Annotated in this window: 6 protein-coding genes; 4 read left to right on the top strand and 2 right to left on the bottom strand. The window is 43.0% G+C overall.

Annotated elements, in window-relative coordinates:
* The first annotated feature begins 171 nt into the window (after positions 1 to 171).
* From BGP76_RS05450 to BGP76_RS05440, 3 genes are all read left to right on the top strand, one after another.
* Positions 172 to 9,744, top strand: a complete 9,573-nt coding sequence (locus tag BGP76_RS05450; protein ID WP_147407380.1) for a T9SS type A sorting domain-containing protein — start codon at positions 172 to 174, stop codon at positions 9,742 to 9,744.
* Positions 9,745 to 9,834: 90 nt separating this feature from the next.
* Positions 9,835 to 10,512: a molybdate ABC transporter permease subunit gene (gene modB, locus BGP76_RS05445; protein WP_119843894.1), complete on the top strand. Its 678-nt coding sequence runs from the start codon at positions 9,835 to 9,837 to the stop codon at positions 10,510 to 10,512.
* Positions 10,506 to 11,117, top strand: a complete 612-nt coding sequence (locus BGP76_RS05440; protein ID WP_119843893.1) for an ATP-binding cassette domain-containing protein — start codon at positions 10,506 to 10,508, stop codon at positions 11,115 to 11,117. Before modB ends, BGP76_RS05440 begins: the two co-directional genes overlap by 7 nt.
* A 1-nt stretch (position 11,118) precedes the next feature.
* Here BGP76_RS05440 and BGP76_RS05435 read toward each other — a convergent pair whose 3' ends face one another.
* Positions 11,119 to 12,246: a hypothetical protein gene (locus tag BGP76_RS05435; protein ID WP_139280836.1), complete on the bottom strand. Its 1,128-nt coding sequence runs from the start codon at positions 12,244 to 12,246 to the stop codon at positions 11,119 to 11,121.
* 6 nt (positions 12,247 to 12,252) lie between these two features.
* Positions 12,253 to 12,786, bottom strand: a complete 534-nt coding sequence (locus tag BGP76_RS05430) for a GNAT family N-acetyltransferase (RefSeq protein ID WP_119843892.1) — start codon at positions 12,784 to 12,786, stop codon at positions 12,253 to 12,255.
* Between the two features lie 176 nt (positions 12,787 to 12,962).
* Here BGP76_RS05430 and BGP76_RS05425 point away from each other — a divergent pair, with 176 nt between their 5' ends.
* Complete coding sequence (locus BGP76_RS05425) at positions 12,963 to 13,676, top strand: pirin family protein (protein ID WP_221409846.1); 714 nt, start codon at positions 12,963 to 12,965, stop codon at positions 13,674 to 13,676.
* Positions 13,677 to 13,708: the final 32 nt, after the last annotated feature.

Genomic DNA, 13,708 nt, shown 5'->3' with positions numbered 1-13,708 from the left:
GTAAGTATCAAATCTACATACCTAAAACCAACCCCATCCTACCTGTATCATTTCATTCTTTAATCCTAGATTAAAAAATGAATCACAGACACACACATTTGAATTTCTCCTGTATAATATTTGTTTCTATAGACGTAGTAGTTGCTGCTAGTCGTAGTTATCTAGTACTAGATGAAACCAAAATATAAAAACAACCCTGTCAAGGCATTACAGTTTGTCAAAAAGAATATGACCCCAACACATTTAGCACACCATATGAAACAGTTTCTACTCGCATCCATCTTGTGCATTACGACCTCCTCTCTTATGGCTCAGCAGGGGCCTGCTGGACTAGGATTGACCGATGGTAGTTCGTCACTCGAGCTATGGCTCAGAGCGGATCAAGGAATCTCAACGATTGATAACAAAGTTCAAACATGGTCAGATCTCAGTGGTAACAGTAGAGACATGCTCCAGACCAATGCGACTCGCAGGCCTTCATTCAATATCGCTGCTGCAGACCTCAACGAACAACCTACTGTTGATTTTGTCTCGTCATCTAGCAGCTACTTAGTAGGCTCAAACACCCAAGAATTCTTCGGACTATCTGGTGATGACCCTACCCAGACTGGAGATGTGTTTGTGATTTTCAAACAACCTTCTACCAACTCTGGCTATGTCATGCAATTTCCTAGAACAACAGGAAATGCGTCCTTTTTCACACTCCTTTCCAACGGTGGAGACGGTACCCCTGCTGACAACAACAAACTAAATGATGTACAAGTATTTGTTCGAAATAGCGCAGGAGGATTTGATGTACAGTCTTCTCACAATGATCCTACCCAAGACAATATCTTTACTGTCAACAACTTTCACCTAGCTAGAATGGGCTTTGACCCATCAACCAATGATTTTTGGCTCTACAACAATGATGAACTCATCACCTCAGAAACCACTATTAATGATATCAGTTACAATGGAGAGACAGGAAACGGCCCTCTAAGATTAGGTAGCTCAGGATCTGGTAGTGAGTATGATGGCGAGATTGCAGAGATGTTTTTCTTCAGTGAAAAACTAGATGACACACGATACATCATCATCCAAAACTATCTCAACGCCAGGTATGGATTAGCCACTGCCAACGATTTCTATGCAGGTGATCTAGAAGCCAATTCCGAGCACATCTATGGCGTTTTCGGTATTGGGAAAGCAACAGGAGCAATAGCTCATTCGACCTCTGCTAGCGAAGGGCTCGTACTCAGTGTAAACACAGGGTTAGACGATGATGACTATGTATTTGCAGGACACAAAATCATTAACAATACTCTCTTAGAGTCGGATATCGCTGGAATAGCAGGAGCCTCTCCTGCTAGAATGCAGCGTGTATGGTACATCGACCAAACTGACACAGGTACTCCGCTCACAGTAGACATTACTTTTAACTTGGATGAAGCAGGGATACCTGATGTCGCGTTAGCAAATGCCTCCAACTATAAACTCATCTCTCGATCTACTGCCAACTCGGGGAACTGGTCAGATGCAGGCGGTACCGTATCTATCGATGATATCAATAATACTATTTCCTTCTCAGGAGTTACGCTGACAGACGACTTCTATACCGTAGCAACAGAAGACAATACATTGAGCCCCTTGGGTGATGTCCAACAAACCTGGTATTCCTTTCAAACAGGGTCTTGGGGTGACCCAAACTCTTGGACTCTAGACGGAGCGACTACTCCCTTATTTGACAACCCTAACAATGAAGTGCCTGGGTCTGCAGACAAGGTCATCATCACAGCAGGTCGTACGATCTCCATGTACCAAGTAGATGGCTCCACAATCTTAGACAATGTAAGCGTACAATCGCTCGCTTTGCGCTCGTCAGGTAGACTAAACCTCTTAACTTCCACAGGTAATAATTTCACAACAATCTCTGGCGCAGGGACTTTATCTCTACAAGGGTCTCCTAATGTAGACAACAGTGCTTTTTTGGAGAACCTACCTGAAGGTGATTACTCAGCATTCGCTGATCAACTACTCGGAGGAACGATCACCCTTAAGACAGCGTCGACGGGTATACCTCTCCTACTAAACCAAGATCTCAGTACAGGAATCATCACAGACCCAAATGGTGCTGTTTCTAGAAGCTTGACTATTAACATGGACAACAGTACAGATTTAGTCATCTTGCAAAGAGACCTCTATCTCACACGAAACCTAAACCTCACTCAAGGAGAGCTTCAAATTCACAGAAATAGTGGTGAAGGATATACTGGAGTCACCTTCATGGATGCAGATCTCAACATCGATGTAGTCAACAACGTCTCCATCGCAGCAAATGCATCTTTGACTACAGGAGATGCCAATCAGCGTCACCAATTCAATAACTACGGCGACTTTTCTATCAGCGGCTCTGCAAACTTCACCCAACGTACCTCTGCCAACTTGACGACTACCGCTACTGATGGGATTGTAGACCTCAACTTTCTCAACACGGAGAAAGATCAGTTGCTGACTTGCAACGCTATCGCGAATTTCTACCGAATCAAAATTGACAAGGAATCGGCTGCACATACCTTGAGTATAACAGCCAGTGCAGACGGCAACTTCAACCTCTACGGTAGAGCAAACTACAGCGTTGACAGTGACCTCAGCTATGGAGGCACCAACAACAATGCCTTTGCCTTGGTCACAGGGACGGCCAAATTGGGATCGAATGTGAACTTCACGCTAAATCAAGGAGGCAACTACTCCATCTCTTCTTCCGCTCAACTATGGGTAGATGGTGCAGAAATCATCAAAACAAGTGGTTCGGCACTCGTGCCCTACGGCCAGTTCAAGATTTCGGCAGGGATAGCAGAATTTTTGGTACAGAGTGGGATTACCATCCGTGATGCTGGTGGCATAGAAGTCACTGGGGGAACATTGTATGCCAATCAAATCCGGACATCTATACAAGCCTCAGACGACATAGGTAGCTATACGCAAAGTGGCGGACATGTATATGTCAATGGAGGAAGTGGCACAGGCCCGAGTGGTACATTCGGAGGTGGCACACAACCTGACTATTTCGTCTTCTGTCTACCCGAAGCAGCCAATGTATTCAGAATGTCGGGAGGTACACTCGAAATCCAAAGATCCAACTACAATACCACCAGCTCTACAGGCACAGCCAATGACGAGGATGCAACTGACGATCTCGGAGGCGGTATATTCATCAACTCAGCGCCCCAAAACATCGAAGTAACTGGTGGTACGGTCATCATGAATATGGACAATACCGTTCCTTTCAAGGTAGTATCCAAGGCCCCATTCTATGATGTCATCATGACCAACTCAGGAGGTGGTGCCATCAATGATGCCGACGGCAACACCACCGTCAACGTCAAAACTACCGACGACAATATCGTTTTCCTAGCTGGAGGACAATCAGGGGACGGCTCAGGAGCAGATGTCATCATGCAAGCTCAGCCACTTGTCGTGCTCAACGACCTCATCATTGGAGATGGCACTAATCCAGTGAGATTTGATCACTTGGGACAAGACGTCACCATAGGTAGGAATTTTACCATAAGTGAAAATGCAGAATACTATTTTGGGGTTGGACTATTGCCTATTGATTTACCTGGAGGTAACGCTTCTGTACCAGCAAGTCATCAGAATACTACAACCTTCAACTCTAGTATCAGTGGCTCGCTCGTAGTTAGTAATCTAATAGATGATGGAGAACCTAATAATGAGCAGTTGTTTCATAATGTAGTGATCAACAAAGAGGAGGATGCCGTTCTTACTCTGGTTGCCCCAAATAAAGTAAGCGGAAATTTAAATGCTTTCAGAATACCCGAACTAGGATCAATAAGAGTTGAATCTGGGACATTTAGTCAAGGGATACAAAGTATGCGTTTTTATGGTGATGTATATAATGCCAGTACTTTGGGAGTGTTCGAATCAGGAGTAACACCAAACAACGCTCTTCTTAAATTCAGAGCGAATGACTTCACTATCAATACAGAGCCAGGAGCCGTTTTCGGAAACTTCCGATTAAATTCTGGAACAGGCATAGTCACCTTAGACAATGATGTAACCATCAAACGTCTTCAATACCAATACGGTAGGTTAAACATTGGCTCTAATAAACTGATCGTTGAAGAATTAGATTTAGCAGTTAGTACCAACCAAGCCGACTATAGTAGTTGTGCTGGATGTTTATCTGTAGAAGACATGATCATCACCAATGGAAAAGCGTCCGATGGAGGTTTATCCTTAAGAATCACTGAGGTGGCAAATCCAGCCGGTGCGGTAGGAAACAACATCAATGGAAATGCAACCTTAGACGCTCTAGATGATGATGATTTCTTGTTTCCCCTTGGTATTGGGACAAGTGGCGATGCTTCTTCCAAATACACCCCTGTCCTACTCAGCCTATCCTCTATTGGAGACCTAGGCGAAGATGGTGAGGCGTACATTACCATCAACCCTGTACAAGGAGAACTCAAAACAACAGACATCTCTACTGGAGAAGGTTTAACCTACTACTGGAGAATACGCACCGAAGGTTTTGATGCAGCACCAACATTGGATTATGTTCAATTTTTTGGAAACAATAATGACGACCCTTCTGCTGGAGCAAACTTAGCTAGCTACGTATCTGGTAAAGTAGAAGACGGAGGAGATTATACAAGAAGTTCTGAAACTCATACTGTAGTAACTCCCTCTAACCCAGCTTTTGAAAATACAGACTATTCCATCTTATTCGATGGTGATGGATCTGGATTCACTTTGACAAACACCAATTTCACAGCAGGTGATGCCGCTCGTTTCATTGGCTCTCCAGACATCTTCTACACAAAACTTAATTCACGTAGAAACTGGAACGACCAAACCAAATGGACACACAATGCGGATGGATCAGGTGGCGGTAATAACGGTTACCCACAGGCGGGTGACATAGCTGTCATCCAAAGCTATGGCAATGCCAACCAGAACCACTGGGTCAATGCAAATGTAGACATAGAGATCGCCGAATTGAGATACGATGCCTCTGCAGGTGGTTATCCTCCTAGACTCTGGGTCACAAAAAATGATGCTGACCTTAACCTAGGACTTGTATCCGGTGAAGGCGACTTGTACCTTGAAGTAACAGCAGCTAACTCTCCACAGTTTACTGGAGAAACCGATCTAGGGACTTGGTCTGATGAACCAAATAGTAGTTTCACTTACCAAGTAACTAGTAACAACAACACCGTAAACATGATGAGTAATGTGGAAGTGTATCCAAGACTAAGAATAGAAGCTGAAGGAGGTACGAACCGTGTACTTCAAACGTCCATCCCCATCATCATCAAGCAAGATGTAAGAATAGACCGTGGCTCAAATTGGAGGCTAAATCATGACACGCATATTCAAGGAGATTTAAGAATCTCATGGCAAGACAACAGTGGCTGTTCTGTCGAAATCGGTGACGACAGAGAGGTTACAATCACTTTAGATAGTGATTTGAAACTTGAAAATGGAAATGGATCAGGTGCAGCCAGCTTTACTGTAGAAAACAACAACCTCAATAGCTATCGACACACCATATTACTAGCAGGAAATGTTGAAATTGAAACAGGGTTAACAGGTAGTTCTTCCTTGAACCTATACAATGGAACGGGCACAAACAACAACGCTATACTTGAGTTTACTGGCAGTGAGTCTAAAACCTTAATTAACAATTCATCAGCATCTGTCACTCCTAATTTGTACCGTATGGTGATGAACAAAGGCACAGATAATACGTCCAGCTTCGCTGTAAACAATACGGTAACCTTCCCACTTCCCTCTGAAATCGGTGAACAACCAATTGAAATAGTGAATGGAACGCTCATCTTAGACGATTCGGGTATCGACATCACACTGACAGATGCCTCTACCGGAGATTTCAACCTCCCCAACCTATCAAACCCAGACGCATCCTCAGGATCGGGTGGATTAGAAATCAAAAATGGTCTACTAAAAATAGAAGGAGACGATACTGGGCTCATCCTTGACGGAAGTTTGATACTCAGCGGTGGTAGTTTAGACATGAATACTGGAGTAGGCAATGGCAACAACTACATAGAGTACTCTGCAAGTAATAATGCATCAATAGAAGTCAACAATGCAGCATCTACACTACAAGTAGGTTCACAAATTCGACGTGGGTTCTTCTCAGAGGCAGGTATTCTAGACCTGACCATTACAGATGGTACCGTAAGTATAGGGGCAGGAACAAAAGGTGACTACCGAAGAGGAATGCTCGAAGTAATAAATACTGGTAGTAACTTAACCTTCACGGGGGGACAATTGATTTTTGTCAACCAAAACGGCGCGACAGCCAACAGTGCACTCAAAGCCTCTTTGCTTCTGGAGCCTGACACCTACGACTTGACTGGTTCTACTATTTTGATTGATTTGCTCGAAAACACCAACAGCAACTTCAGCATCAACAGTAATATTCCTTTGTATAATCTTACCCTACAAAGCACCATCGGTTCTGAGAGTGAAGTCATACAATTGAAAACAAGAGATTTGACTATCGAAGGGGATCTGACTCTTTCTTCTGATGTCGAGTTCAGAAGTAACAACTTAGACTTGACACTGTACAGTAACATGACGATCAATGACAATGCAGTGTATACCGCGGGAATCAACAAAACGACCTTTGACGTAGACGCAACTGTGACCCTCGGAGGAACTAATTCAAGTACCATTGAATTTTATGATTTTGAGAAGACAGGTACAGGTACACTATCCTTGGAGACAAGTATTGAAATCTCTGGAGCAACCTTTGATCTCTCAGAAGGCACTCTGGCGGACAATGACAACACCATTGATTTCATAGGACAAAGTATGGTAAACAATGGCATACATACCTCGAACAGTAACTTAGTGGACTCAGGCATACGGTTCAAACGCACGAATAGTGAGCAGACGCTATCCACCTCAGGTGAGGGTGTTTTTGGAAACCTGACCATCAGCAATGAAAATGGAGTCGCCTTGCCCGATGCGAATCAAGATTTCCAAATCAACAACAACTTGACGTTGGATGAAGGAATTTTTGACATTGGCCCTGCCCTCTTGCTATTTACCTCGACGGGTACGATCACCAATGGCGAAGGCAATGGCGCTAGTCTTTTGGATTTTGGCGAACAGAATCAAATTCAGACCAACAGTTCTATCATTGACTTTGGTATGGAAAAAGAATTTGCAGCCAATTCGACCACCAACTTCGTATTCCCAGTCGGTGAAGGCAATCGATACACACCTGTATTAGTGGATTTTGCTGGAGGGAATTCTGGATCTACGCCAGGCAAACTTAGAATTCGACCAAGAAATGCAGTGGCACCTATCATGCTCAGCGAAGAACAATCGATACAAGACGCCATCTTGCAGTACCACTGGTTGATCAATGCAACAGACTTGACCGACTTCAATGCCAACATCATCGCCAGCTACGACGATGACGTGATCGGTACAGATTCCGAGGACACATACAGAGGTGCTAGAGCTATATTCACAGATCCCAACTTGGCGGTACAGAACCCTTTCCCTGACTCAGATGGAGACGGCATGATCGAATCAGACCCAGATCCAGATGACAATGTGGATGATGCCTTGAATACGATCACTTTCCCGATTGCTACTGAAACAGACTTCTCTGGCGAGTACTTTGCGGGAGACCCTGCCACGATACCAGACGCATTCGAAGCTTTGATCTTTGATGCCAACGGTGCTACCTCAGGCAACCACAACGTCGCTGAAAACTACTTTTATGACCAGAACAGCGACGGCATATACAACGGCACAGACGTCAGACAATCCGACTTGAATGCGGTGATAGGTGGAGCCATAGAAATCGCTTCAGGCAAAACATTGGTGCTAAACACCAACAACATCAGTTTCAGTAGATTGATCCTTCCTGTTGATGGAATACTAGAAATCGATGGAACTAATGGACACATTCTTGGTCAAGTCAGTGGTTCTGGAACCATACGTATTAATAGTGACGGTACCACCGCGGCTCTTCCTGCAGGTGACTACCTCAACTTCTTTGACTGCACAGGTGGTGCCTTGGAGTATGGTGGATCCGGAGACTACACCATTATGGTAGAAACCAATGAAGTAAGACAACTGACGTTGAATGGGTCAGGAACCAAAACTTTCGTATCCAACAGTGATATCAACATCTGTGAAAACCTCATTGTAAACGAAGGAATACTCAACCTTGCAGACGACAAAGAATTCACTGTAGGAGAAGATTTCATTCTCAACGATGGTACGGTCAACATGGCCTCTGATGCGGTATTCGAAGTGAATGGTGATGTAAATTTAGTCGCAGGTACCCTAACCACCGCTAATGACAGCTACTTTGATCTTTATGGAGATTTAAGCCAAAGTACTACCAACATCACCACGAGTACTGGGGGGACATCTACTGTTTCTTTCTTGGGATCTACTACTCAAACCATCACTGGAGACTTTAGCATATTCAATGTAGTCATCAACAATTCCGCAGCTGGAAATGCAATTGTGCTAACAGGTGGAACGACACTGCAAATCAACGGAAACTTGAGTCTCGTAGATGGAATCATAGTCACAGACAACACCGTATTCAAGTCAGGAGTATTTAGCATTGACAACATCCTTTCCTTTAGTACTTCAGCGACATATACAGGAGGAAGTGCCATCAGTCACGTAGATGGAGTGGTCAAAAAAATAAACCTACTGGCCAACTCTAGCTTCACCTTCCCAACAGGAGACAATGGAATTTTTGCTCCAACAGTTGTCAACGAAGACGCTACAGGTGGGTCGGACTGGACCGCACGCTATGTCAACATCGACCCCACAGGATTCTTGAGCAACAACGTATCCAACATCGGAACGACCGAAGTATCTATAAATGAGTTTTGGGTAGTACACTCTTCAGCAGTCCAAAGCGCTACTATAGGTATGACATATGGACCTCAGTCCGACGTATTGATCCCGACAGAAACTACGGTAGTATCCATTTTGGACAATATCGGAGGAGGCAATGGCGTGGATAATGACGACACTTGGGCTGACATGGGACGTGGAGGACTATCCTCAGGAGCAAGTACGAGTGCTGGGACAATCACGGCCAATACGAAGAACAACACATCCTTAAGCTTTTACACTCTAGGAGGACAAACTGCAGATGCACTACCTGTTGAACTGATTAGTTTTGATGCTGAATTAATTACTAAAAGTGTTAAAATCAACTGGACTACAGCCTCTGAATTGAACAACGACAGATTCGAAATCGAACGGTCAGCAGACGGCGAGTCATTTGAATACATTGGTCAAGTAGCAGGTAACGGAACCATCAATGAAGAAATCCAGTACAGTTATATAGACGAGCAGCCTTATTTCGGTGTAGCTTATTATAGACTGATACAAATTGACTATGACGGAACTGAAACAATCTATGGCCCAGTCAAAATCGATAATGATCAGTTCAAACAAGGCATAGACGTAGTGTTATATCCTAACCCTACTCCTTCTGATCAGATCAATATTAGATTGAACTCTGGAGATGAAAACAGCAAAATTGCTATTACCATTTTCAACACAACAGGGCACATGGTATACCAGCAGATATATGACGCGCAACTTGGACAACAAAACATCGAAATCAAACCTCATGGTCATCTCGAAACAGGACTATATCATGTCAGAGTCCAACAAGGAAATCAACAGGTGATGAAAAAACTCATCGTTAAATAATCAAAAAGGCGGTCTTATGAAAAGGCCGCCTTTTTTTTGCACTGATCCAGACAGGCTTATTTAAATCAACTTTTCTATCTTCGCCATCTCATGGAAGAATTTTGGCATCCCCTACTTCTCAGTGGCAAACTGGCGATCTACACCACTGCTATTCTTTTCCTCGTCATCGCCCCCATACTATACGTCCTCTCGATGTATCATTTTATAGGAAAAAAACTCATCAAAGCCATCGTGGCACTACCGCTAATACTTCCTCCTTCTGTCCTAGGCTTTTACCTTTTACTAGCATTTAGTCCATCAGGAATCCTAGGACAAGCTTGGAATCAAGTATTCAATACACGACTTGCATTCAGTTTTCAGGGTATCCTCATCGCCTCGGTTATTTTTAGTTTCCCTTTTATGATCAACCCGATTCTTTCCGCCATAGAAGGGCTCCCCATCACTCTGACCCAAGCCTCATACTCACTAGGAAAATCCCGTTGGCATACATTCGTCCGAGTACTCCTGCCCAACGTCAAACCATCTATTCTGTCAGCATGTGTTTTGACTTTTGCACATACAATAGGTGAGTTTGGTGTGATCCTAATGATCGGTGGCAACATCCCCAAAGAAACCCGAGTCGCCTCCATGGCTATCTACCACCAATTAGAAATGATGAACTATGATATCGCAAATCAATATGCGATCATCTTAGTCATTTTTTCATTTGTGGTACTCTTGGGACTCCAGTTATTACAAAAGAACCCTACACGTCCCATTCTATGTTAATCACCGAAATCAGTCTCCAGTTCGAGCAGTTCTCAACTCCTATTTCGTTCACACTAAAACCCGGCAACACACTCGGACTGTTTGGTAAATCAGGTGTAGGCAAAAGTTCGCTACTACATGCCATCGCTGGTCTCAATCATAGATTTGAGGGAAAAATCAGCTTCAACGACATGATATGGGATCAAAACAATAAACATCTCGCTCCTCAGATCAGAAGCATCGGACTGGTATTTCAAGACTATGCTCTCTTCCCTAATATGACTGTGGAACAAAACCTGCGTTATGCTCAAGGTATAGATCAAGTAGAATTGAAAGAAATCATCGACATGTTAGAGATCCATTCTCTACTGGGTAAATCTACAAACCATCTATCCGGCGGACAAAAGCAACGTGTTGCCATCGGCCGAGCACTTGCCTACAACCCTGACATACTCTTACTCGACGAGCCTTTCTCTGCACTGGACATCAGCGTCAAACAAAAAATCAGTTCCTTCTTGAAAAATTATTTTATCCTAAAAAACAAACACGTCATACTATCGAGTCACATTCGCGAAGACCTACGTTTTTTTACAGACGATATCTTGGAGATAAAAGAGGACGAATAGTTTACATTCCTCTCTTCCGTACACCAAATCGATACTGAATACCCGTCATCAAAAATCGCTGTGAATCTGACACACCATATTCTCCACGCAGCATCCAATGCTTATTGATCTGTAGATTAAAGCCAAACTGAAATGTAATGGTCTGAATCAAATCTTTTCGAATGAAATAGTCAATTTCTGTAGAAAAAAGTCCACTATCGTCTACGGTCGTTTTAATAGTATTTAAAGCCAGATTTTCTGCCTTGAGCTTGGCAATCTCATCGGCATTGGCAATCGGATTGGCACTCAACACATCAATTTCATCTTGATTGGTTTCTATTTTGTCCTCAACACGGGTATCAAAACTCTCTTGCAAACCAGGAAACACTTCATCAAAATTGATAGAACCATTATTCCCTTTAGAACCAATAAAATTGCGGTACATGATACCTGCATAAGGAGCGACAAACAAATCACGGTTATTTTTATTGAGGAAAAAACGATGTCCTGCACGCGCAGAGAGCGTCAAGTATCCGACTTGATTTTCAAGCAATTCAGTATCTGTTCGGGAGATATTGACATCTGTACTCAAGAAATAACCTTCCCAGCCAAATATAAAAGTAGTACCTATACCGTATGCCAATGCATCGAATTCTACACTTGAAGAAAACTCAGGCAACTGCAAAATGGTTTCACCGACTGAATTTTTCCATGTTGGCTGCAAGCTCACATCGGTACCACCTGTAACAGTTGACAGCAAAGCGTACACATTTACAAATGGAAGTATCCAAGCATCCGCTCTATAGTTCAGTCCATTTGTAGTGGCGTTTACACTGGTAAAATTGAGTGTTTCTGTGTTTACAATTCCGCTTAAGTCCTGTCCACCTATTGTCAAACCAAACTCCGTGATCGCTAAATCCATGTAGGCATTGACATAATTGACATTGAGTCCAAATGGCAACTGCAACTGATCTGCAAAACCTCTATCCTGTGCCTTTTGACCCCAGATCGGGAGCACGTATGGGTATTTAGTAGAATCTGCCGTAATAGACTGTGCCTGCACATCAAACATAAAAAGGCTAAGGCATACCAATGAGGTAAGTACAAGTAGGATTGGTTTAATATTCATGATCACTTCTATAAATTTCATGATAATCTAATGGCTAGCCTCCATATTCACAACTTTGAATCCATTGATTTGGTATTCCATTACATAATCGTCCATCACATAACCTCCACCAATATCTACGACTACTTCTTCTATGATCACAAAGCCTAATTTCTCATAAGCACTGATTGACGCAATATTGTCTTTGTTCACAGTCAGACGGATAATTGATACAGAGCCTTCACGAGCCTGTTCTTTCAAAAAAGCCAACACTTCTCTAGCTAAACCTTTACCTCTATGATCAGCGTAGATATAGAGTTTACTTAGAAAAAGTTTTGTTCTATCTGTCTTAAATGTAAAATAGCCTAATAACTCCTCACTGTCCTGAATCAGATAGTATTGATACCCCTCCGACTGCTGCGCTAACATCGCCTCCAAACTCGAAAACTTCCCCAACATATAATCCACTTGCGACTGACCTATGATAGCTGGAAAGTACTCGTTCCATATCTCAGCTGCCAAATCCACTACACCTTGTAGCGCATCTACTGACTCAGCTCGTACCCATTGAACTTTACTCATTTTGGATTGATAGTTAGTAGATGCAATATTATGCTAGTGATATATATTTTCCTGTTAACAGCTCGTGAAATTAATTGAAATAAAAAATAACTTTATTTGTTGTAACAAATAAAGTTATTAAACGGTATACTTAATCAGGTAATCAAAAAGATAGGCCGAACTAAAACAGAAAAATTATGAAAACGATATTTCACGCAGCAGATGACAGAGGACATGCTAATCATGGATGGTTGGATGCGCATCATTCATTTAGTTTTGCAGGATTCTACAACCCTGAGCGCACCAACTTCGGCGCACTGCGGGTGCTCAATGATGATATAGTGGCAGCAAGTAAGGGATTTGGCTCTCACCCGCACGACAACATGGAAATCATCACGATACCGCTCACGGGAGAGTTAGAACATAAAGACAACATGGGAAACCAGTCTGTCATCAAATCGGGAGACGTGCAAGTCATGAGTGCAGGTACAGGTGTGTACCATAGCGAATACAACCCTAGTGAAGCAGATGAAGTCAATTTGCTCCAAATTTGGGTCTTCCCTAATAAAAAGAATGTCACACCTCGGTATCAGCAGATTACATTGGGTAAGCAAACACACAACGAACTACACCAGATTCTATCTCCTAGCTCAGATGACGATGGGGTATGGATTCATCAAAATGCGTGGTTTCATCTCGGTCGAATAGATCAAGGACACAGCGTAGACTATTCATTGAAAGACAGCCAAAATAATGGCGTATATACAATGATCCTAGAAGGTGAAGTGGAGATCAATGATCAAAAGCTAGGTACTAAAGATGCTATTGGAATTTGGGAAGCAGCTGATTTTGAAGTAACAGCCAAAACTGACGCTCGAATTTTACTGATCGAAGTGCCTCTAAAATTTTGAATTGAATAAGCCAAGACTGTGGGAGAGTTCTC

It is taken from the genome of Reichenbachiella sp. MSK19-1 (assembly GCF_003590315.1).
GTDB classification, from domain to species: Bacteria; Bacteroidota; Bacteroidia; order Cytophagales; family Cyclobacteriaceae; genus Reichenbachiella; species Reichenbachiella agariperforans.
Note: the sequence above shows the minus strand (reverse complement) of the source record. Positions and strands in the feature narration are given on the sequence as shown.

Bases quoted from the DNA above. Each gene is read 5' to 3' on its own strand.
- BGP76_RS05425 (WP_221409846.1), top strand. From the start codon at position 12,963: ATGAAAACGATATTTCACGCAGCAGATGACAGAGGACATGCTAATCAT.
- modB (WP_119843894.1), top strand. From the start codon at position 9,835: ATGGAAGAATTTTGGCATCCCCTACTTCTCAGTGGCAAACTGGCGATC.
- BGP76_RS05435 (WP_139280836.1), bottom strand. From the start codon at position 12,246: ATGAAATTTATAGAAGTGATCATGAATATTAAACCAATCCTACTTGTA.
- BGP76_RS05430 (WP_119843892.1), bottom strand. From the start codon at position 12,786: ATGAGTAAAGTTCAATGGGTACGAGCTGAGTCAGTAGATGCGCTACAA.
- BGP76_RS05450 (WP_147407380.1), top strand. From the start codon at position 172: ATGAAACCAAAATATAAAAACAACCCTGTCAAGGCATTACAGTTTGTC.
- BGP76_RS05440 (WP_119843893.1), top strand. From the start codon at position 10,506: ATGTTAATCACCGAAATCAGTCTCCAGTTCGAGCAGTTCTCAACTCCT.